This is a genomic window from Hymenobacter busanensis, assembly GCF_008727865.1.
Lineage (GTDB): Bacteria > Bacteroidota > Bacteroidia > Cytophagales > Hymenobacteraceae > Solirubrum > Solirubrum busanense.
Genome location: NZ_VTWU01000001.1, coordinates 447,399 through 468,934, shown reverse-complemented (window position 1 = coordinate 468,934; position 21,536 = coordinate 447,399). Strand labels below are relative to the sequence as shown.

The window sequence follows — 21,536 nt, the reverse complement described above, 5'->3', positions numbered from 1 at the left end:
ACGTATGTGCCAACGAAGGGGCCGACAGCCGCGCGGCCGCCGTATACTCTCCCACCCCCAGCCTGTATGATTCAAGTTTTCGGCCGGTTTCTGCTGTTTATGCAGAGCATGCTCGTCCGCACCGAGCGCATAAAAGTACTCTGGAAGCGCGTCATCGACGAAGCCATTCTCATCGGCGTCGATTCGGTTTTCATCGTCAGCATCGTGGCGGCCTTCATCGGGGCCGTTACCTGCGTGCAGATTGCCTACAACCTCACCAACCCGCTCATTCCCAAGTCGACCATCGGCTTTATGGTGCGCGAAATGACAATTCTCGAACTCGCTCCCACCATTTCCAGCATTGTACTGGCCGGCAAAGTTGGCTCCAGCATTGCCGGTGGGCTGGGCACCATGCGCATCACCGAGCAGATTGACGCCCTCGAAGTAATGGGCATCAACTCGGCTTCGTACTTGGTGCTGCCGCGCATTCTGGGCGCCATCATCACCTTCCCGCTGCTGGTTATTCTGGCCATGATGCTGTCCATCTTTGGCGGCTACCTCGCCGGTACGCTGTCAGGAGCCTTGTCGGGCCAGGAATACATCGAAGGCATTCGGGACGCGTTTATTCCCTACAACATTGCTTTTGCCCTCATCAAGTCGGTGGTGTTTGCGTTTCTGGTGTCCACCATTTCGGCCTATCAGGGCTACTACACCCGCGGCGGGGCGCTGGAGGTGGGTGCCGCCAGCACCAAGGCCGTAACCAACTCCATCATTGCCATCCTGCTGGCCGACTATGTACTGGCCCAAACGCTTCTGTAAGCAGCGGCGGGCTGTTGGCTGTAAGCGCGTGGTCAGCAGCAGAAGGCTCATTCTAAAAGCTAACAGCCACTAGCTGAAGGCCAATAGCCAAAAACATGATTGAAGTTCATAACATTCATAAAGCCTTCAATGGCAACCCGGTGCTGAAGGGCGTCAACTGCATCTTCGAAACCGGCAAGTGCAACCTCGTGCTGGGCGGCTCGGGCACCGGCAAATCGGTGCTGCTGCAGTGCATCGTGGGGCTGATGAAGCCGGACATCGGCTCCATCACCTTCGACGGCACCATGTTCACCAACAACAAAGTGGACATCCGGCAGGAAATCCGGCGGCAGATCGGGATGCTGTTCCAAGGCGGGGCCCTGTTCGACTCGATGACCGTGGCCGAAAACACCGAGTTTCCGCTCAAGATGCTCACGCCTAACATGAGCCGGGAAGAGCGCCGCGACCGGGTTGAGTTCTGCCTCAAGCGCGTGGGCCTCGAAAACGCGGGCAACAAGATGCCGTCCGAAATCAGCGGCGGCATGAAGAAGCGCGTGGGCATTGCCCGCGCCATTGCGCCCAACTGTACCTACCTCTTCTGCGACGAGCCCAACTCCGGCCTCGACCCCGCCACCAGCATCAAAATCGACGAGCTGATCTACGAAATTACCCACGAGTACGGCATCACCACCGTCGTCATCACCCACGACATGAACTCGGTGGTTGAAATCGGCGACCATATCATCTTCCTCCACAAAGGCCAGAAGCTGTGGGACGGCAACAAGGACGAAATCCTCTACGCCCAAGTGCCCGAGCTGAAAGAGTTCATCTTTAGCAGCAGCCTCGTGCGCGCCGCCAAGCGTGTGGAGGACGAGGGCGGTAGCCTCGACCAGATTCGCAACGAGCCGGCTCGGGAGGTCTAGCCCTTGTTTCCGCTACATACAAAAGGCCGCTTCCAGGGTTTGGAAGCGGCCTTTTTCTTTCAAGGCGTCAGATATAATGTTACCAGCCCATGCGCTGCCGCAGACTGGTAATGTGCGCCACGTGGTGCTTGCCGTGCCAGGCATACATCACCAGAGCTTGGTCGAGGCGCACCGTTTGCTGCATGCCGGGGTGGTACCAGGTGCGCGCCCATTGCTCGTCGGTGAGCTGGCTGCAGAGCACCACCCAGCGGGCGTGCAGAGCGTCGAGCAGGATGAGCGACACGTCGGGCGGCACGATGGCCACGTCGGGCAGTTGCGCCCAGCCGGCTTCGTCGTAGGGCTTGATGGTGGGGTTGTCCTCGGTCAGGGCCAGCCGGAAGCGCACGTAGGAGTTCAGGTGCGAGTCGGGCAAGTGGTGCAGCACCTGGCGCACCGTCCAGCCGCCGGGACGGTAGGGCGTGTCAAACTGAATTTCGTTGAGCCCGTCGAGGGCTTGCCGCAGCTCGGTGGGCAGCCGCATTAGCTGCTGGATATAGGCGGCCCGCTCGTCGGCCGAAAGCGGCTGCCTGGGCAGCGTGTAGTGGCCGATGGGAAAGCGCAGGGTGTCGTCGGCGGTGGCAGCAGTCATGCTCAAGAAGGAAGTTGAGGTGGTTTCGGAGGCCAAAGTAACGCGTTTGTGCCGCATGGAAGCACTGGACTACCAATGGCAACGGCCCGCTCCTGCAGCAGGAACGGGCCGTTGTTATTACACGCAGCAAGGGTTATTCCTTGTTGCCGTTGCGCTTGTTCAATTCGTCGCGAATCTTGGCGGCTTTCTCGTAATCCTCGCGCTCCAGGGCCTGGGCCAGCATTTTCGACAACTCCTCGGCCGACACTTGCCCGCTTGGGTCGCGGGGCTCGGCGGCGGGCTTGGCGGTAGTTTCTTCCCCGCCGTCGTCCTCGTCGGTATCGTCGTCCTCGTCGTCGGCATCGGCCGCGTCGTCGAGGTCGGAGAGAATGATACCGGCTTCGCTCATCACGCTTTCCACCGTGTAAATCGGCACGCCGAAGCGCAGGCCGATGGCAATGGCGTCGGACGGGCGCGAGTCGAGGTCGAAAGTCGTGGCGCCGTCGGAGCACACGATTTTGGAGTAGAACACGCCTTCCTTGAGGTCGGAAATCAGCACTTCCAGCACCGTTACGTGCACCTGCTCGGCAAACGACTTGAACAAGTCGTGGGTGAGCGGGCGGTTGGGGTTGATTTTCTCGATCTGAATGGCAATGCTTTGCGCCTCAAACATGCCGATGATGATGGGCAGGCGGCGGTTGCCGTGCTTTTCACCCAAAATCAGGGCAAACGAGCCGGATTGCGACTGGCTGGACGAGAGGCCCAGGATTTCGAGCTGTAGTTTCTTCACAGAGGAAAACGCAATGTTCTAATGTGGTTGCATGTGCTCATGTGCTAATGTATAGCGCAAGCTACTGGCTAAATCTAGGCTCATGAGCACATTCAACCACATTAGCACCTTTGCACATTATCCCAGTTCCTTCACGGCTTGGGTCAGCTTGGGCAATACGTCAAAAACGTCGCCCACGATGCCGTAATCGGCCGCTTTGAAGAACGGAGCTTCCGGATCTTTGTTGATAACCACAATCACCTTCGACGAGTTGACCCCGGCCAGGTGTTGAATGGCGCCCGAAATGCCGCAGGCAATATACAGGTTCGGCGATACGGTGATGCCCGTTTGGCCCACGTGCTCGTGGTGGGGGCGCCAGTCGACGTCGGAAACCGGCTTGGAGCAGGCCGTGGCCGCGCCCAGCGCCTTTGCGAGGTCTTCGATGAGGTGCCAGTTTTCGGGGCCTTTCATGCCGCGGCCGCCCGACACCACTTTGTCGGCTTCGGGCAGCAGAATGCCGCCGGCCTGGTCCTGCATCACCACTTGCTTGGGCGCATCGGCGAAGTCGGCATCCGAGAGGCTCGCCGAGAAGGCCTGCACTTGGGCCGTTTGGCCGGCGTTGTGCAGTGCTTCGATGCTGTTTTTCTTCACGGCAATAATTTTCCGCTCGCCCGACAGCACCACATCGGCAAAGGCTTTGCCCGAGAAGGCGCCGCGCTTCACCGTAAAGCTGCTGCCGTTGGCTTTGGGCAGCTCTACCACGTTGGTAGCCAGGCTGGCCTTGAGGCGAATGGCGAGGCGCGAGCCCACGGCCGCACCGATGTTGGAGTTGGCCAGCACAATCACCTTGGCTTGCTCCTGCTCGGTGGCAGCGGCAATGAGCTTGGTGTAAGCGCCGTTCACAAAATCTTTCAGGCGCGGCTCGGCGTCGAACAGCACTTTCGTGATGCCCTGCTCGCCTAGCGTGGCCAGGTTGGCTTCCGAGGCTTCGCCCACGGCTACGGCCGTGGCGGTGGTGCCCAGCATTTGGGCCACTTGCGCCCCGTACGAGGCTACTTCCAGCGAAGATTTTTTCACTTCGCCCTTATCGCATTCGACTACTACGAGTACTGACATTTTCGGAGAGGTTAGAAGCTAGAGCTTGGAACTGTGAATGAGCCGATTACGTCCTGCTCGTTCACAGCAAAGAACCTGCATTGGCATGCTAAGTTCTGCGCTCGAACATCCCAGTTCTGAATTAGATGACTTTGGCTTCGTTGCGCAGCAGCTTGATCAGCTCGCCGGCCTGCTCGGCCGGGATAAGCTTCACGCCTTGCTTTTTGGGCGGCAGTTGGTATTCGGCTACCTCGGTAGCGGCACCTTCGCCTACGGCGTCAACTACCTTCAGCGGCTTGGTGCGGGCCGTCATGATGCCGCGCATGTTCGGGATGCGGGGCTCACACATCGGCTGCTGGCACGAGGCCACAAACGGTGCGTTTACTTCCACGATTTCCTTGCCACCTTCGATTTCGCGCTCCAACGTGGCGGTGTTGCCGTTCATGTCGAGCTTCATGGCCGGGGCTACCGTGGGAATGCCGAGCAGTTCGCCCACCATGCCGTGCACCTGAAAGCCGTTGTAATCAATGCTTTCCTTGCCCATCAGAATAACGTCGTAGCCGCCTTCTTTGGCGTAGTGCGCAATCTGCTGGGCCACGAAGTAGGCGTCTTTCGGCGCGGCGTTTACGCGGATGGCGTCGTCGGCCCCGATGGCCAGGGCCTTGCGGATGTTGGGTTCGGTGTCGGCTTCGCCCACGTTCAGCACCGTCACGGTGCCGCTGCCCTGGGCTTCTTTCAGCTCAATGGCGCGGGTGAGGGCGTATTCGTCCCAGGGGTTGATGACGAATTGCACGCCGGCCTTGTTGAACTCCTTGTTATCGGGCGTGAAGGTGATTTTGGTGGTCGTGTCGGGCACGTTGCTAATGCAGACCAGAAACTTCATCCGTAGGTGGTATGGGTCAGAAGATGCGGGCTAGGCCCTAATTTCGGGCCGAAGATACTGGAAAACTACCGCCGATGGAAACCGCGCCAACCCGCCTGCAGCAACTGCTCGCCTTTTACGAAGAAGACCCCGCCGACCCGTTTACGGTGTACGCCATTGCTACCGAATACCGCTCGGCCGGCAATCAGCCGCAGGCGTGGCTGTACTACCAGGAACTGCTCAACAAACACCCTGATTATGTAGGCACTTACTACCACGCGGGCAAGCTGCTGGCCGAGCAAGGCGACGCTCAGCATGCTGAACAGGTGTACCGCAAAGGCTTGCTAGTAGCTCGCAAAGCCGGGCAAATGCACGCGGCTTCCGAACTGCAAGGAGCGTTGAATCAGTTGCTGGGCCTTGATTACGAAGACGATTAAGCCAGTTTCGTCCAACCCAAACCCTCCGGACTATAACCTTTGGGTAGCTAGCCCCGTAAAAAAGCGTTTTGCACAGCCATTTGAACTATACCAGGCGAAAGGCTGTCGGTATGGCATGCGCACGACCACTCTGTTGACCGCCGCCCTCGTGCTGGGCGTCACCGGCCGCACCTTGGCCCAAACCACCGACCCCACTGAAAACACTGATGCGCCCTTCGTGCGCAACATTCGGCCCGACCGCCCCGGCCAGACGGTAACCACCAGTATGCTGCGGCCCGGCCAGTTTCAGATTGAGGCCGGCACCCTGCGCCGGATGCCGGGTAGCGGCCCCGCTACTTCCTACTCCACTGGGCTGCTGCGCGTGGGTTTCTGGAACCACATGGAACTGCGCCTGACGCAAAATTACTTGGCCGCGCAGCCGCGTTCGGTGCTGGAAAGCACGCCGGTTGCGGCAGCGGGCATGGCCCCGCTGACTGTGGGGGCCAAGTGGCTGGCGTCGCGGGAGCAGGACTCTCGCTCCCAGGTGGTGTTCCTCACCGAGCTGACGTTGCCTAATACCGGTGACAAATCGATGAACATTGCCAAGCCGGTAGCATCGGCCCGCGCGCTGGTGTCGCAGCAAATCGGGACGCGGTACGGCTTGGAGGCCAACCTGGGCTTTACCCAAAGCGGCTTTACCGCTGCCGATACCAAAGTTGGGCAGTTTCTCTACACGTTGGCGTTGAACGGCCCGCTGGGCAATAAATTTGGCTTTTTTGCGGAGGGTTACGGCTCTGGGCGTGGCACCTACGCTTACGGCGCCACGGCAGGCCTCAACTGGCGCCCCCTTCCCGGCCTGCGCATCGATGCAGCGGCCGGCCGGAGCCTGAGTGGTCCCAGCCTTACCACGTTGGGTGGCGGCGTGAGCATCCGTTTGCCGCAATAGCGGCCGATTTGCCAGCACAGCGCGACTCTCTGGAAGGTTACCACATGTTTGTGTGATTGTGGGCGGAGGACAACAGACTTAGTTTTGTCCCACTCATTCGCCGCATTCCACAAACCTGCTATGAACCGCTCCGCCTTCCTCCGTTTCCTTGTCCTGCTCGTCCTGCTGCTCATCGGGCATTTCGCCACTCACGCTCAATCGGGCACCCCGGCTACCTCGGTAGTCCGCACCACCACCGGCTTTGGCGACCCGGAAACGATGGACCCGCGCTACGCTTCGGCCAACGAAATGCAAGTGCTGAAGGATCAGATTCAGGCCCTTACCCAGGCTTACTCGCATTTGGTGGAGCAATACAACGAGCAATCGGATCAGTTGCGGCAGTTGAAACAGACGGTGCGCCCCGAAACCGCCCGCCAGGCCAAAGAGCGGTACAGCCCGGCTTATCCGCAGATGCCGGTTGGGCGCACTCGGTCTTGGCGCAATGCCGGTTCGGCTGCCAACTACCCAAGCAGCCTGTAGCTAGCGTTTTCAAGTCCTTTTCCCTTCCTGCTCCATAAACAAGCACACAACCGCCGCTGGCCAGGCCAGCCGGCGGTTGTGTGCTTTACGTATTCCTGGTTCCAGCTTATCACTTCATGTTGCAGCGCATGTCACGTTTTGCCAGCCTCATTGCCTCTGTTTTGTTCACGGCCATGTGCTGTGGTGGGTGCCGGTCTACAGATTCAACCACCCAAGCCTCGGCAACGACCCCAACCAACGCCCGGCCTCCAGCCCCACTCGACAACACCCGCTGGGTGCTGACAAAACTTGGCCAACAGCCCGTACGGACACCCGATGGCTCCCGTGAGCAATACCTATTGCTGCGGCAATCCGAGTCGCGGGTAGAAGGATTTGCGGGGTGCAACACCATTTTTGGGCAATACCAAACTCCGACTACGGGAGAATTGGTTTTTGCCAATATGGGAGCGACGCGCATGGCCTGCCCCCGACTGCCGGAAGAAACCCGCTTCCTGGCGGCACTCACTGCCACCCGGAGCTACCGAGTTGTCGCGGATACACTGCGGTTGTACGATGCGGCCACCACAGACCAGCCGGTGGCTACGTTTCACGCGGTGTACCTGCGCTAAACGCAACGCGGCGGCCCTTGGTGGGGCCGCCGCGTGCTGGAAAAAAATCTGCCGTGGCTTACTGCTTTTCGGCGGCGGCGAGCAAAGCCGCAAATTCACTTTCGGTTTTCAGATTACGCTCTGCCCGGTCGGCCACGGATTTCAGTTTGGCGGCCAGCTCGGGAGCGCCCCCGGCAAACGATTTGACGGACAGTTTGACCTCATTGACGTGGCCGTCGGGCCGGCGCAGGAAATATTGTGTCCGGTCCAGCACCTCGTCGTAGGGACGGTTCTCGCTGTATGCACCTTTGAAGTTGGCTTTGCGGAATTCTTTGCCGTAGCGCTTCAGCAGCGTGTATTGGCCTTCGTGGAGGACTTCCACAAACGCCTGCTTGTCGGCCAGTACGGGGGCTTCCTCAAAGCGCCGGAACACACGCCGTTCGCCCGGCCGCAGTGCATCCTGGAAAGCGAAGCTCTTCACAGAAGCAATGTTCAGCATCACCGAGTCGGGCCGGGAGTTGTCGGGGCGGGCGAGCAGCTGGTTGCGCAGGGCGTCGTATTTGAGCCGCACGCTGGGAATACGCACGTTGGTATTGAGCGTGATGTCGGCCGGCTGCCACACGCGCATTACGTAAGGCGAGCCTTTTACCCCGGTGTACCGGTCGTCGTAAGAAAACCCGACCGCACCGCGCGACAACGCGCTGAGGCTTTCGGATACGGCGGCGCCCGATGTGTTGGCCGTGGAAGTTTGCTGGGCCAGCGCCGGTACACTAGTAAAACCTACGAACAAAGCCGCAGTCCAGAAACGAAACGCATTCATGCGAAAGAGAAGATAAGATGGTGAAGCCGGGGCTGGTAGTTGTGTGCTAGCCCGGTGGCTTGAGTACTAAACCACTATCGGGCCAAAACAGTGCAACGCCCCGTTGGGCCAACGGCGAATGTAGGCGTTCGGGGCGAAATGCTCTGCCCCGCCCCCATTACCCCAGCGTCAGAACCAAATCGTCGGCATTCACCAGAGTGCCTTCGCCCAGGTTCACGGCCTGCACGCTGCCGTCTTGCGCAGCCGTGATGGTGGTTTCCATCTTCATGGCTTCGATGATGAACAGCGGCGCGTTGCGCTTCACTTTCTGGCCGTTTTCCACCAGCACCTTCGAGAGCAGCCCCTGCAAGGGCGCCCCTATTTGCTTGGCGTTGGCCTTGTCGGCTTTGGGGTTCGACACCGTTTTCACTTCCACCGACCGGTCGCGCACTTCCAGGTTGCGGGTTTGGCCGTTGAGGGAGAAGAAGATAGTGCGGCAGCCGTCGTCGTTGACGGGGCCCACCGACCGGAGCTTCACGATGATGCTCTTGCCGCGGGCTATGTCGATGATGGTTTCCTCGCCAGGACGCAGGCCGTAGAAAAACACCCGCGTGGGCACCACCGATACGTCGCCGAATTGCTGCTGGTGCGCCCAGTATTGCTCAAATACCTTGGGGTAGAGCAGGTACGACAGCAGGTCGGTGAACTTGACGCCGGCGCCAAATTTCGCCTCAAAGGCCTTCCACTCTTTCTTGAAGTCGATGGGCTTGAGGTGCTCGTTGGGCCGGTCAGTAAAGGGCTTTTCGTCCTTGAGCACCGCGCGCTGCACCTCGGCCGGCCAGCCGCCTTCGGGCTGCCCAATGTCGCCGCGCAGCAGCTCGCGCACCGATTCGGGGAAGCTCAGCTGCTCGCCCCGCTCCAGCACGTCCTGCGTGGTAAGGTTGTTCGACACCAGGTAAAGGGCCATGTCGCCCACCACTTTCGACGACGGCGTCACCTTCACAATGTCGCCGAACAGCTGATTGACATCGGCGAAGGTTTTCTTGATGTCCTCAAACTTATCGAGCAGCCCGAGCGAGGCCGCCTGGGGCCGCAGGTTGGAATACTGCCCGCCGGGAATCTCGTGCTGGAACACCTGCGAGGTACCTGCCTTCAGTCCCGACTCGAACGGGTAGTAGTAGTCGCGAACGGTTTCGAAGTAGTTCGAGAAGTCGTTGAGCGACTCCTGGTTGTACTCGCGGTGCCGCTCGGTGCCCCGCAGCATCTCCACAATGGAGTTGAAATTGGGCTGCGACGTGAGGCCCGACAACGACCCTAGGGCCACGTCGATAACATCAACTCCCGCTTCCACTGCCTTCAGGTAAGTAGCAGGTTGCAAGGACGATGTATCGTGGGTGTGCAGGTGAATCGGCAGCTTCACGGTATCGCGCAGGGCCGTTACCAGCTCGGTGGCCGCGTAGGGCTTCAGCAGCCCGGCCATGTCTTTGATGCAGAGGATGTGGGCACCGGCATCTTCGATCTGCTTGGCCAGGCGCAGGTAGTAGTCGAGGTTGTATTTCTGGTTGCGCTTGGGGTCCAGAATGTCGCCGGTATAGCAAATGGCGGCTTCGGCCAAACCCTTGGTTTTCTTGCGCACGAAGTTGATGCACGACTCCATGCCGGGCATCCAGTTCAGCGAGTCGAAGATGCGAAACACGTCGATGCCGGTTTCCCAGGCCTGCTCCACGAACCGCTCGGTGAGGTTGTCGGGGTAGGCCTTGTAGCCCACGCCGTTGGCCCCGCGGATGAGCATCTGGAGCAAAATATTGGGCACGGCAGCGCGCAGCTTGGCCAGCCGCTCCCAGGGGTCTTCGTGCAGGAAGCGCAAGGCTACGTCGAAGGTGGCGCCGCCCCAGCACTCCAGGCTGAACGTTTGCGGGTGCATGCGGGCGTAGCGGTCGGCCACTTTCAGCATGTCGAAGGTGCGCATGCGGGTGGCCAGCAGGCTCTGGTGGGCGTCGCGCAGCGTGGTGTCGGTGTAGTGAATCTGCTTCTCGGCGCGCAGCCACTGGGCAAAGCCTTCGGGGCCAAGTTCGGTGAGCTTCTGCTTGGTGCCGGGCGCAGGCAGCTGGGTCATGTCGGCCAACGGCAGCACGGGTTTGGGCAGTTCGCGCTTGGGGTCCACGAGGCCTTTCACGTCGGGGTTGCCGTTCACAATCACGTCGCCCAGGAAACCCAGCACGCGGGTGCCGCGGTCTTGCTGCACCTTAAACTTGAACAGCTCGGCGTGGTCCTTGATGAAGTCGACGTTGGCGTGGCCGGCCTGGAATACCGGGTGCGCCACGATGTTGTGCACGAACTGAATGTTGGTGCGCACGCCCCGGATGCGGAATTCCTCCAGCGTGCGGAGCATCTTCTGGGCCGCGCCTTCGAGCGTGGGCGCGTGGGCCGAAATCTTGACCAGCAACGAATCGAAAAACGGCGAAATCTTGACGCCTTGGTACACCGAGCCTTGGTCGAGGCGGATGCCGAAACCGCCGGCCGAGCGGTAGGCCACAATAGTGCCGTAGTCGGGCTTGAAGTCGTTTTCGGGGTCCTCGGTGGTGATGCGGCACTGAATGGCGTAGCCGATCTTGAGCGGTTTCTGGTCGGAGCCCAGCCCGATTTCCGGGTCGCTCAGCCGGTAGCCCGCCGCAATGTAGAGCTGGCTCTTGATCAGGTCGACACCCGTTATCATCTCCGTAACGGTGTGCTCAACCTGGATGCGCGGGTTCACCTCGATGAAGTAAATCCGGTCCTGTTCGGGGTTCACCAGGAACTCGACGGTACCCACGTTGTTGTAGCCCACCGCGCGGCAAATGCGCAGAGCGTACTCGTAAAGCAAATGCCGCTGGTGGTTGGGCAAATCCAGCGCCGGCGCCACTTCCACTACTTTCTGAAAGCGCCGCTGCACGGAGCAGTCCCGTTCGTAGAGGTGCACCAAGTTGCCGTGGTTATCGGCCACAATCTGCACCTCGATGTGCTTGGGCCGCTCCACAAACTTTTCCAAAAACACCGTCTCGTCGCCGAACGCTTTCAGCGCCTCGTTGCGGGCCTCGAAAAAGCCTTTTTCCAGCTGCTCGTCGTCGCGGATGACGCGCATGCCGCGCCCGCCGCCGCCCGCGGCAGCCTTCAGCATTACGGGGTAACCGATGCGGTGCGCCTCGTCGCGGGCCACTTCAAAGCTGGTCAGGTCTTGCTCGCTGCTTTGGATGATGGGCACCTGGCACTCCACGGCCACGCGCTTGGCGGCCACTTTGTCGCCCAGGGCTTCCATCACCTCGGGCCGCGGCCCTACGAAGATGATGCCCTCTTCGCCGCAGCGGCGGGCCAGCGTCGCGTTTTCCGACAGGAAACCGTAGCCGGGGTGAATGGCGTCGGCGCCGTTGTCTTTGGCCACCCGCAAAATCTCCTCGATGTCGAGGTAGGGCTTGAGCGGATCCTCGTCGCGGCCGACCTGGTAGGCCTCATCAGCTTTGTAGCGGTGCAGCGAGTAGCGGTCCTCGTAGGTGTAGATAGCTACGGTGGAAATGCCCAGCTCGGAGGCAGCGCGGAGGACGCGAATCGCAATTTCGCCGCGGTTGGCAACGAGCAGTTTGCGGATGTTCATGGCTCGGGGTAATGGAATGTGGGGAGGGGAACGGGATTTGGCCCGAAGCTACGCAAAACAGGGTATCGGCGCTGCCGAAATAGTAGGCATGCCGACTACATTTTCGCCTTAAACCACATCTTCCAGTAACACTAAGCCATTATACCAATTGAATACCCTTGACAATCAAACACATAATCCCTCCGGAAACGTTTGTATTGCGTGGCTTGCCGCACTCACAATTCCTGCAGAATATCCAAGGCCACCTGCCGCGACAAGCGCCGACCGGCTTCGGGCTGCAGGTGGTTGCCGTCGGAGGTTGGGTAGGCGGTACGGTTGATATAGTTGAGGTAGGGCACGTGCTGGCGGGCGGCCAAGCGGCCCAGAACGGCATCGAACCGCGGCCAGCGGCGCAGCTCCAGTTCCCGCATGCCCGCCGACACCGGCAGCCGCACCAGCACCACTTGCCCGTGGCCTTGCAGGTAGGCAATGGTTTCGGCCAGCGCCCGCACCCGCTCGTCGGATAAGGTGTAGGTGCGGGCCATGTGGCGGTATGAGAGCAGCTTGCTGCGGATGCGCCCTTGAACCGTGAGCGAGTCGAGCGGCACGTCGACTTCCAGCCACCCGTCGGCGTGCAGGTGCAGCTGTTCGTCGGGCAGGTCGAAGGCTTGGTAGAGCGGGTGGTTCCAGAAGCGCAGCAGGTACTCCAGGTTGGGGTTGAGGGAGACGAAGTTCAGCTTGCCGATAAACGACTGGGTTTCGCGCAGGCGCTGGTCGTGGCGCTCCGCCGAATCGACGGCCAGCACCCACGGGTCGACGGCCAGCAGAAACAGGCCGTGGCGGGTATCGGGCCGCAGCTTTTTCTTCACCTGCGCCAGGTACGCCGGGCCGTAGGGCGAGTGCATGACGGTGAAGGCGAAGTTGCGCAGCGGCCCCTCGTAGCGCCCGCCTTGCAGCAACGCCGGCTCCAGCACCCGCGGCTGCAAGCCCTGCGCTGCCCGCGACGACCCGAGAATGAGCGAACGGGACGGCGCGGTGGTGAAACGGCGGTAAAACGAATCGACCCGGCCGGCCTGAATGCGCGGCGCCAGGGCGTAGAGCACGCCCAGCACCAAAGCCAGCAGCAGCGCACAGTTGAGGAGCAGCCGGCCCATAGCTAAAATTGGAAGTAGATGAACTGGCTGGAATTGAACACGCCCAGCAACACAATGGCCAGCAGCAGCCCCACATACAACGACCAGCGCACGGGCACCGGCCGCGCCTGCACCAAGGCCCCGAGGCGGCCGAAACCCTGGGCGGCTTCTACCGCGAGCATGACGCCCAGGCAACCCAAGGCCAGCCACAACTGCGCGGGCGGTTGGTCGAGGTAAAGCCAATGGGCGCGGTGGCCGGTGGCGGGGTGCAATAGGGCCGCTATACTTTGGCCCCAGCCGCTAAACAGGTGCTCAACAATGTAAATGGCGTCGGTTACCGAATTAGCCCGGAAAAACACCCAGGCCAAACTCACCAAACCGAACGTGACGCCGACGCCCAAAGCCCGCCGCAGGGCGGGCACCCGCGCTAGGCCGGTGGCAGTGGCCAAGCGGTGGCGGAGTGCGGTGGTGGCCAGGCCAAACACCTGGTAGAAGCCGTGCAGCGCGCCCCAGATGATGAACGTCCAGCTGGCGCCGTGCCAGAGGCCGCTCACCAGGAACACCACCAGCACGTTGCGGTACCAGCGCCCGCGGCCGTGGCGGCTGCCGCCCAGCGGAATGTAGAGGTAGTCGCGGAACCAGGTGGAGAGGGAAATGTGCCAGCGGCTCCAGAACTCGCGAATGGAGGCCGCCGCGTAGGGCCGCTCGAAGTTGCGCATGAGCCGGAAGCCCATGACCTGCGCCGAGCCCAGGGCCATGTCGGAATAGCCAGAGAAGTCGCCGTAGATCTGAAAGGCGAACAGCACCGTGGCCAGCACCAACGGCAGGCCTTGGTAGTCGGTGGGCTGGTTGTACACCTGATTGACGAGCAGGGCGAGGCGGTCGGCTACCACTACCTTCTTGAATAAGCCCCAGGCCATCAGCTTCAGGCCGCCCGCCACACGGGCGTAGTCGAAGGTGTGCCGTTCCCGGAACTGGTGCAGTACGTTTTGGGGCCGCTCGATGGGGCCGGCCACCAGCTGCGGATAAAACATCACGTAGAGCGCGTATAGGCCGAGGTGGCGCTCGGCCCGCTGGTGGCCGCGGTACACTTCGATGGTATAGCTCATGGCCTGAAACGTGTGAAACGAGAGGCCAATGGGCAGCAAAATCGACAGGTAGGGCACCGGGTTGTGGTAGCCCAGTGTGTTCGTGAGGGCCGTGAGGTTGTCGTTGAGAAAGTTGAAATACTTGAACACCGCCAGTACGCCCACATTGGCTACCAGGCTCAGGATCAGCAACAGTTTGCGCCGCTGCGGCGTGGTAGCCTGTTCGATGCCCAGCCCGGCGAGGTAATCGACAACGATGGTGAAGAACAGGATGAGGATGTAGACCGGCCGGAAGAACATGTAGAACCAGCAGCTGGCCAGCAGCAGCAACGCCCACCGCAGCCGGTGCGGCAGGCCGAAGTACAGCAGCGTGACGACCGGAAAAAAGAGCAGGAACTCGAAGGAATTGAAGAGCACTCGACGACGCGTTGGACCGACTCGGCTGGGCGCGGTGGCCAGGGCCCCGGCACTCCGCCGGCCCGCAAATTACGGCTCCCCGCGGCCAGCACCGCCAAACCTTCCGCAAGCGGCTCAGTTGTAAAGCCATTTGGCACCTCACCTGCACCGCATGGACTTTTCCGGCAAAACCATTCTTGTTGTCGGTGCCTCGTCGGGCATTGGCCTGGCTACCACCACCCTTCTACTGGCCCGCGGCGCCACGCTCGTCACTGCCTCGCGCCACGTATCGGAAGAGCTGGCGGCGCTGGGCACCAAGCACTTGACGTTGGACGTTACCCAGCCGCTTGGTCCGGCCCTCGACGTGCTGCCTGAAACGCTGCACGGCGTGGTGTATTGCCCCGGCTCCATTGTGCTGCGGCCCTTCGAGCGGCTGTCACCCGAGCAGTTTCGGCAGGATTTTGAGTTGAACGTGGTGGGCGCCGTGCAGGTGTTGCAGGCCGCGATGAAGCGGCTGAAAAAAGCCAGTGGGGCGTCGGTGGTGCTGTTCAGCACGGTAGCGGCCTACAACGGCATGCCCTTCCATGCCAGCATTGCCACGGCCAAAGCGGCCCTCGAGGGCCTGACTCGTTCGTTGGCCGCCGAGTACGCCGGCAGCGGCATTCGCGTCAACGCCCTGGCCCCTACCCTCACCGACACGCCGCTGGCAGCCCCGCTGCTCAACACTCCCGACAAGCAGGAAGCCGGCGCCAAACGGCACCCGTTGCAGCGCGTGGGCCAGCCGCTGGACCTGGGCGAAACCGCCGCGTTTCTGCTCTCCGACGCGGCCAGCTTCATTACCGGGCAGGTTATCCGCGTCGATGGCGGCTATTCTACTTTAAAATAAGCCGAATCATAACCGCTTCCCAATGAAAGTAGCCTTGTTTTGGCACCGGCGCGACTTGCGTCGGCACGACAATGCCGGCCTTGCCGCCGCTTTGCAAAGCGGCCTGCCCGTGGTGCCGCTCTTTATTTACGACACCGACATCCTGGACCACATTCCCCGCCCGCAGGACGCCCGCCTTACGTTCATTTACGACGAGGTGGAGCGGTTGGCTGGGCAGACGGAGGCGGCGGGCGGCACGTTTCTGGCTCGTTATGGCAAGCCCGCGGAGGTTTTTCAGCAGTTGCTGCGGCAGTACGATATAGGGGCCGTATTCGCCAACGAGGACTACGAACCCTACGCCCTTCGGCGCGATACAGCCGTGGCAGAGTTGCTGGAAGAGCATGGCGTGGCCTTAACCCTTTTGAAAGACCAAGTCATTTTCGCGAAAAACGAAATCCTTACGCAATCGGGAAAGCCGCACCGCAGTTTCGGGCCCTACCGCACGGCTTGGCTGGCGGCACTGCGGCCGGACTTGCTGCACCCGTATCCGTCGGCCGAGTTATTTGCCCCCGCAAGGCTGGTTCGCCTCCTCGATGCGGTGCCCAGGCCCACACTTGCTGACATGGGTTTCGAACGGCTGGAGCAATACGTGCCGGCTGCCGAACTGCCCACCGACGACCTCGTGCGCCGCTACCACGAAACGCGCGACTTTCCCGGCCTGGTAAACAGCAGCACGCGCCGCTCGGTGCACCTGCGGTTCGGCACCCTGAGCGTGCGCGAGTTGATGCACCAGGCCCAAACGCTCAACCCCAAGCTGCTGGCCGAGTTGGTGTGGCGTGACTATTTTATGATGCTGCTCTGGCATTATCCTTTTACAGCTTACGAAAGCTATGAGCCGCGCCTGCGCGAGGTACCTTACCGCAACGACGAAACCGAATTTCAGCGCTGGTGTGCCGGCCAAACGGGCTATCCGCTGGTCGATGCGGGCATGCGAGAGCTAAACCAAACCGGTTTCCTGCACAACCGCGCCCGCATTGCAGTGGCTAGCTTCCTCATCAAGCACCTGCTTATCGACTGGCGGCTGGGCGAACGGTATTTTGCCGACAAACTGCTCGACTACGACCTTGCCTTGAACGTGGGCAACTGGCAGTGGGTGGCCGGTACCGGCGTGGTGGCAGCGCCGTGGTTTCGGGTGTACTCGCCGGCTAGCCAACTCCGCAGCTACGACCCCGAGTTGGAATATGTACACCGTTGGGTGCCCGAGTTTGGCACATCAACTTACTCCACCCCCCTGGTTGAGCACAAAGCCGCTCGTCAGCGCGCCATCGACACTTTTCGCCAAGCCTACCAAACGGCCGGCCATCGGTAATCAATGGTTTGGTGGTCCGGTACAAAAAAGCCCCATCGTTTCGGACGGGGCTTGTTGATGGTGCAGCGTGAAGCAGCTAGAAGATCGAGCCGAAAGCCTCGTACCCGCAGCACGTGGCCATGAAATTCCGCTGCTCTTCTTCGTTGTTGGGCGCTGCAACGGGTGCCGAGGCGGATTTGGCCGGAGCCGATGGCCGCCCGTTGACCAGTGGAACTGGGCGGGGAGCCGCAGCGGGGAGGTTCTGTACCGACTGATTCGAGGAGCGCGGGGAAAGAGTCATGGCGGTCAGGAAGTTGGTGCTTCCCGAATATACACAAACGCCCCCAGACATGCCACCCAACCTACTCGAATCCAGCAGCCCGGCCATAAGCCAAAGGGCTGCCTGATGCGCGGCTATTTAGCAAGAACTTTCACGCTCAGACGGCGGTTCATGGCGCGGCCTTCCTCGGTGGTGTTGGGCGCAATGCCGTAGCGCGGGCCGTAGCCCCGGGCGTCCATGCGGCGCGGGCTTACGCCCATTTCCACTAGCGTGGCCCACGCCGCTTGCGCGCGGGCGTCGCTCAGGAGCTTGTTGACTTTATAGGTACCGGTGCTGTCGCTGTAGCCGCCAATCTTGATGCGTGTGGCGGGGTACGCCCGCATGATGGCCGCAATGTTGCGCAGCTGTCCCACAGACTCTTTGGTGAGCGTGGCCTTGCCGGCATCGAAGTACACACGGTCGAAGTTGATCCAGCCCTGGGTCAGGTCGGCAGTGTCCACTTTCGCTTGTGCATCGGTGATGAAGCGGTGCAGCAGGTTCTCGGTGGAGTTAACTCCTACGCCCTCAATTACGCCTCCGCTGGCCAACTTGATGGTTGTTGGCGCCCCCGTATCGTAAATGTAATTGCCGCTCTTGGCGTCATAATGGCCGCTTACCGCGGGCGCATTGCCTTTGGTGGGCTTGCGAGGCGTATAGGGGCGGCGGGCCCGAGGCGCCGGTGCCGAGGCAGTTGCTTCGGGCTTGCTGGCCACCGCGCTTGGTGCAGCAACCGTTTCGGCGGGAGCAGCGGCTGCGCGTTTTTCCGGTGCGGGAGCGGGAGCCGGCGCTGTGGAGGCGGTTGCCGTAGCCGGGACTACCGCAGGAGCAGAAGCCACGAGGGGCCGGGAAGCTCCTCCACGCAATGGCGCGAACGACGACTTGGCCCGGCCGGAATGAGTTTTGGTCGTAGCAACGGCTTCGGGCCTCCGCAGCACAAACGCGAACGTGGAAGGCTTGTCGGCGGACAGGAACACATCGTTGACGAACTGCATCTTGTAGCCGGGCTGGCTGACCTGCACCACGTACGGGCCTCCTATCAGCAGATTTTTAATGGCAAAGCTTCCGTTGGCATCGGTGAGTACCGCTTGCCGGGCCCCCGAGGGCAAGTGCGCCACTGTTATCGACACCCCCGACAGGGCCAGCTTGTCTTCGGTTCCCACTGTGCCATTGATGCTTGCATTAGCCGTCTGGGCTTGGGTAGCATGTCCCAAGCCCACCAGCCAAGCGGTAAGGATCAGAATTAAAGAAGGTAGGGTGCGACTCATGGAAATGGATGAGAAAAAACACCTAAACCTACAATATTTAAACAGCATCATCCAAATACAGCCGTATAGTGCTTATATAAATTATTCATTTGGCTAGGCCAATCCGACGTGCGCCTGGCCAAACACAACCAAACCCCGTTGCCGCTGGTTTTGGATAAACCATGGAGAAAGACCGCATTAAGCAGGCGTACCTTGACTACGTACTGCGCAAAAACGCGCCGCCCGCGTCGGTGTTCAAGCTCACCCAAAAGCTGGGCCTGCCCGAAGCCGAGTTCTACCGCCACTATGCCAGCTTCGACGCCATCGACCGGGAAATCTGGGCCGACTTTGGACGGGAGGCGCGCGAACGGGCCACTGCCGAGCCGGTTTGGGAGCAATACAGCGCCCGCGAAAAGCTGCTGGGTTTCTACTTCACGCTACTCGAAATTCTCAAGCACAACCGCAGCTACGCACTAGGGTCGTTGCGCCGTTCCCTGCACCGCATGCCCGGCCTCACCCCGCGCGTGCTCGACGACTTTCGGCAAGGTTTTGAGGCCTTTGTGGGCGACTTATTGCGCGAGGCCCGCCGCACCGAAGAAGTGGCCAGTCGCCCGGTGGTACAGGAGCAGTATCCGCGGGCTTTCTGGCAACAGGCGCTGTTCGTGCTCGGGTATTTTGCAAAAGACGACAGCCTGAACTTCGAGCGCACCGACGCCGCCGTGGAAAAAGCCGTGCGGCTGAGCTTCGACCTTGTGGGGCCGAACACGCTCGACTCGGCCCTGGACCTAGCCCGTTTCCTGTTCCAAAGCCGCCGCTGATGCCCGACGAACCCCAAGGCGGCCCTGCCCCGGAGCCGACGCCAGAAGCTACGTCCCCGCTGGTGTCGCTGCCCACCACCAAAGTGGCACGGGCGGCGCGCTTCGCCAAAACCGGGCTGAAAGTAGGCGCCAACTACGTGAAGCACTACGCCCGCCGCTCGGTGGGGGCCGAAAGCAGCTCCGCAGACCTGCACGCCGCCAATGCGGCCGAGCTGTACGGCGCCCTGAGCGAAATGAAAGGCTCGGTGCTGAAGGTGGCTCAGATGCTGGCCATGGAGAAAAACCTGCTGCCGCCGGCGTATGCCGAGCAGTTCGCCCAAGCCCAGTACCAAACGCCGCCGTTGTCGGGCCCGCTGGTCGTCAAGGCGTTCCGCGACGCCTTTGGCAAGTCGCCCTTCGAGCTGTTCGACGAGTTTGAGCCGCAGGCCCGGCAGGCGGCCAGCATTGGGCAGGTGCACCGGGCGCGGCGCAACGGCCTGCCGCTGGCCGTGAAAGTGCAGTACCCCGGCGTGGCCGACAGCATCCGCTCCGACATTCGGATGGTGAAGCCCGTGGCCCTGCGCGTACTCGGCCTCGACGAGGCGCAGGTGCGGCCCTACCTGGAAGAAGTGGAAACGCGCCTGCTCGAAGAAACCGACTACGCCCTGGAGTTGCGGCGAGGCCAGGAAATTGCGGCTCGGTGTCGGCACATGCCCCACCTGCAGTTTCCGCATTACCACGCCGAACTATCGGCGGCGCGCATCCTCACCATGGATTGGCTGCCGGGTCTGCACCTGAAGGAGTTTCTGGCCACCGCGCCCAGCCAGGCCGTGCGCAACCAGCTCGGGCAGGCGCTTTGGGACTTCTACACGTATCAGATTCATACGCTGCGGCAGGTGCACGCCGACCCGCACCCCGGCAACTTCCTGCTGCAAGCCACCGACGGCGGCACCGTCGGGGTGCTCGATTTCGGCTGCGTGAAAGAAATTCCGGCCGCGTTTCAGCAGCGCTTCCTAGCCTTGTTGGTTCCCGGCATCCTCGACGACGAAGCGCGCCTGGAAAAACTGCTCACGGAGTTGGAAGTGCTGCGCTCGGCCGACGCACCGGCCCAACGCAACCTGTACCTGCGCACCATCAAAGCGTCGTTGGCATTGGTGGCGCAGCCGTTTTGGCAAGCCACATTCGATTTTGGCGACGCGGCTTATTTGCAGCAGTTGTATGCCCTCGGCGACGAACTGATGCAGGACCCGGAGCTGCGGCGCCAGCGCGAACCGCGTGGCTCCCGGCACTTTATCTACCTGAACCGCACCTACGTGGGTTTGTACGCCCTGCTCACGGAGCTGGGCGCACAAGTGGACACTGGTATTCCAGGCCCCCAGGCAGCGCAAGCGTAGTGTCCTCGTGCCTAAACAAAATACTTGGAGTACCGCTTCCAGTCCCGCATTTCAACCTTCACGCCCCACAAAGCGCCTTTTCCTGTTGCTGGCAGCCGTGCTGAGCAGCAGTGCCGCGTTTGCTCAAAAAGCTAGCCTTTCCTGTTGCGCCCGCCCGGCGGCCACCGAGGCCTTTGCCATGCTGGCTGCCAACGAGGGTTTTTCCGGCGGCCATGACGCGCCCCTGCCCTACTCGTACCAAGGCACCGGCAACGCCATTGAATTCAGGACGTCGGACGGCAAAACAGGGTGTGGCTTCGAGATGAAAAGCGCCACCCCATCGGACAAATACCTGCTAGTGATTCACGAGTGGTGGGGCCTGAACGACTACATCAAAAAAGAAGCCGCCACCTACACCAGTGAACTGACCGGTGTCAACGTCATTGCCGTGGATTTGTACGACGGCCAGGTGGCTACCACGCCCGAAGAAGCCGGCAAACTGATGCAAGCAGTGAAAACCGACCGGGCGCAGCGCATTCTGAAAAGTACCATGACTTACGCTGGGCCGAAGGCCCGATTTGCCACGGTGGGCTGGTGCTTCGGCGGGGGCTGGTCGTTGCAAGCGGCCCTGCTGGGCGGCAAGCAAACAGTGGGCTGCGTGATGTACTACTGCATGCCCGAGAATGACGTGGCCCGCCTCAAAACCCTGAACTCCGACGTGCTGGGCATCTTCGCCTCCCAGGACAAGTGGAGTAGCCCCGAGGTGGTGGCCCAGTTTCAGAAGGATATGGCCGCCGCCAAAAAGCCCCTGACAGTGAAGAGCTACGACGCCGACCACGCTTTTGCCAACCCATCGAACCCCAAATACAGCCCGCAATTCGCAGCCTATGCGCACGCGGTGTCGCTGGCGTACCTGCGCAAAAACTTCAAGCGCGAAGCCAAAGTCTAGCTTCTGCTTGCCCATATAGCTCAAGCGCCGGCAAATGCCGGCGCTTTTCTTTTGCTCTCGGGCAAGACTTTCTAGCCCGACTTATGCCGCGGTGGTGCAAGTACAGTAGGTGCTGCA

The 21,536-nt window shown here is 61.2% G+C and carries 21 protein-coding genes; 11 read left to right on the top strand and 10 right to left on the bottom strand.

Features of this window, described 5'->3' with window-relative positions; translation table 11 throughout:
* Positions 1 to 66 precede the first annotated feature (66 nt).
* Positions 67 to 798, top strand: a complete 732-nt coding sequence (locus F0P96_RS01990; protein WP_201743888.1) for an MlaE family ABC transporter permease — start codon at positions 67 to 69, stop codon at positions 796 to 798.
* A gap of 95 nt (positions 799 to 893) precedes the next feature.
* A complete protein-coding gene (locus F0P96_RS01985; protein WP_151077062.1) occupies positions 894 to 1,700 on the top strand; it encodes an ABC transporter ATP-binding protein in 807 nt (268 codons plus the stop codon).
* 79 nt (positions 1,701 to 1,779) lie between these two features.
* Here F0P96_RS01985 and F0P96_RS01980 read toward each other — a convergent pair whose 3' ends face one another.
* The 4 genes from F0P96_RS01980 to F0P96_RS01965 all read right to left on the bottom strand — a co-directional run bounded on the left by F0P96_RS01980 (position 1,780) and on the right by F0P96_RS01965 (position 5,054).
* Positions 1,780 to 2,328 carry a YfiT family bacillithiol transferase gene (locus F0P96_RS01980; protein WP_151077061.1) on the bottom strand — a complete coding sequence of 183 codons (549 nt, stop codon included), beginning with the start codon at positions 2,326 to 2,328 and terminating at the stop codon, positions 1,780 to 1,782.
* A 133-nt stretch (positions 2,329 to 2,461) separates the two neighbouring features.
* The gene (locus F0P96_RS01975) at positions 2,462 to 3,097 is read right to left on the bottom strand and encodes a bifunctional nuclease family protein (RefSeq protein ID WP_151077060.1); all 636 of its coding nucleotides are present in this window, start codon (positions 3,095 to 3,097) and stop codon (positions 2,462 to 2,464) included.
* A 117-nt stretch (positions 3,098 to 3,214) separates the two neighbouring features.
* A complete protein-coding gene (locus F0P96_RS01970) occupies positions 3,215 to 4,192 on the bottom strand; it encodes an electron transfer flavoprotein subunit alpha/FixB family protein (RefSeq protein WP_151077059.1) in 978 nt (325 codons plus the stop codon).
* 121 nt (positions 4,193 to 4,313) lie between these two features.
* On the bottom strand, positions 4,314 to 5,054 hold the full coding sequence (locus F0P96_RS01965; RefSeq protein ID WP_151077058.1) for an electron transfer flavoprotein subunit beta/FixA family protein: 741 nt from the start codon (positions 5,052 to 5,054) through the stop codon (positions 4,314 to 4,316).
* Between the two features lie 74 nt (positions 5,055 to 5,128).
* Here F0P96_RS01965 and F0P96_RS01960 point away from each other — a divergent pair, with 74 nt between their 5' ends.
* From F0P96_RS01960 to F0P96_RS21405, 4 genes are all read left to right on the top strand, one after another.
* Positions 5,129 to 5,470 (top strand): tetratricopeptide repeat protein, encoded by a 342-nt coding sequence (locus F0P96_RS01960; protein WP_151077057.1) that lies wholly within the window; start codon positions 5,129 to 5,131, stop codon positions 5,468 to 5,470.
* Positions 5,471 to 5,585: 115 nt separating this feature from the next.
* A complete protein-coding gene (locus tag F0P96_RS01955) occupies positions 5,586 to 6,395 on the top strand; it encodes a transporter (protein ID WP_151077056.1) in 810 nt (269 codons plus the stop codon).
* A gap of 120 nt (positions 6,396 to 6,515) precedes the next feature.
* Complete coding sequence (locus tag F0P96_RS01950) at positions 6,516 to 6,914, top strand: hypothetical protein (RefSeq protein WP_151077055.1); 399 nt, start codon at positions 6,516 to 6,518, stop codon at positions 6,912 to 6,914.
* A gap of 116 nt (positions 6,915 to 7,030) precedes the next feature.
* A complete protein-coding gene (locus tag F0P96_RS21405) occupies positions 7,031 to 7,522 on the top strand; it encodes an META domain-containing protein (RefSeq protein ID WP_420840941.1) in 492 nt (163 codons plus the stop codon).
* Positions 7,523 to 7,580: 58 nt separating this feature from the next.
* Here F0P96_RS21405 and F0P96_RS01940 read toward each other — a convergent pair whose 3' ends face one another.
* The 4 genes from F0P96_RS01940 to F0P96_RS01925 form a co-directional block, all read right to left on the bottom strand.
* Complete coding sequence (locus tag F0P96_RS01940) at positions 7,581 to 8,321, bottom strand: hypothetical protein (RefSeq protein ID WP_151077053.1); 741 nt, start codon at positions 8,319 to 8,321, stop codon at positions 7,581 to 7,583.
* A gap of 157 nt (positions 8,322 to 8,478) precedes the next feature.
* On the bottom strand, positions 8,479 to 11,928 hold the full coding sequence (locus F0P96_RS01935) for a pyruvate carboxylase (RefSeq protein WP_151077052.1): 3,450 nt from the start codon (positions 11,926 to 11,928) through the stop codon (positions 8,479 to 8,481).
* Between the two features lie 215 nt (positions 11,929 to 12,143).
* Complete coding sequence (locus F0P96_RS01930; RefSeq protein WP_151077051.1) at positions 12,144 to 13,061, bottom strand: hypothetical protein; 918 nt, start codon at positions 13,059 to 13,061, stop codon at positions 12,144 to 12,146.
* Positions 13,062 to 13,063: 2 nt separating this feature from the next.
* Entirely contained in the window at positions 13,064 to 14,545 is a 1,482-nt protein-coding gene (locus F0P96_RS01925; protein ID WP_151077050.1) for an MBOAT family O-acyltransferase, read from the bottom strand.
* 151 nt (positions 14,546 to 14,696) lie between these two features.
* Between F0P96_RS01925 and F0P96_RS01920 the strand changes: the two genes are divergently transcribed.
* Complete coding sequence (locus F0P96_RS01920) at positions 14,697 to 15,410, top strand: SDR family NAD(P)-dependent oxidoreductase (RefSeq protein WP_151077049.1); 714 nt, start codon at positions 14,697 to 14,699, stop codon at positions 15,408 to 15,410.
* A 22-nt stretch (positions 15,411 to 15,432) separates the two neighbouring features.
* A complete protein-coding gene (locus F0P96_RS01915) occupies positions 15,433 to 16,758 on the top strand; it encodes a cryptochrome/photolyase family protein (protein ID WP_151077048.1) in 1,326 nt (441 codons plus the stop codon).
* 76 nt (positions 16,759 to 16,834) lie between these two features.
* Here the strand turns inward: F0P96_RS01915 and F0P96_RS01910 are convergent, their stop codons facing one another.
* Positions 16,835 to 17,038 carry a hypothetical protein gene (locus F0P96_RS01910; protein ID WP_151077047.1) on the bottom strand — a complete coding sequence of 68 codons (204 nt, stop codon included), beginning with the start codon at positions 17,036 to 17,038 and terminating at the stop codon, positions 16,835 to 16,837.
* A gap of 113 nt (positions 17,039 to 17,151) precedes the next feature.
* A complete protein-coding gene (locus F0P96_RS01905; RefSeq protein WP_160620030.1) occupies positions 17,152 to 18,321 on the bottom strand; it encodes an OmpA family protein in 1,170 nt (389 codons plus the stop codon).
* Positions 18,322 to 18,482: 161 nt separating this feature from the next.
* On the opposite strand from F0P96_RS01905, the gene F0P96_RS01900 reads away from it, so the two are divergent.
* The 3 genes from F0P96_RS01900 (at position 18,483) to F0P96_RS01890 (ending at position 21,419) form a co-directional block, all read left to right on the top strand.
* Positions 18,483 to 19,118: a TetR/AcrR family transcriptional regulator gene (locus F0P96_RS01900; protein ID WP_151077045.1), complete on the top strand. Its 636-nt coding sequence runs from the start codon at positions 18,483 to 18,485 to the stop codon at positions 19,116 to 19,118.
* Complete coding sequence (locus F0P96_RS01895; RefSeq protein WP_151077044.1) at positions 19,118 to 20,491, top strand: ABC1 kinase family protein; 1,374 nt, start codon at positions 19,118 to 19,120, stop codon at positions 20,489 to 20,491. Before F0P96_RS01900 ends, F0P96_RS01895 begins: the two co-directional genes overlap by 1 nt.
* Before the next feature lie 178 nt (positions 20,492 to 20,669).
* Complete coding sequence (locus F0P96_RS01890; RefSeq protein ID WP_151077043.1) at positions 20,670 to 21,419, top strand: dienelactone hydrolase family protein; 750 nt, start codon at positions 20,670 to 20,672, stop codon at positions 21,417 to 21,419.
* Positions 21,420 to 21,536 lie beyond the last annotated feature (117 nt).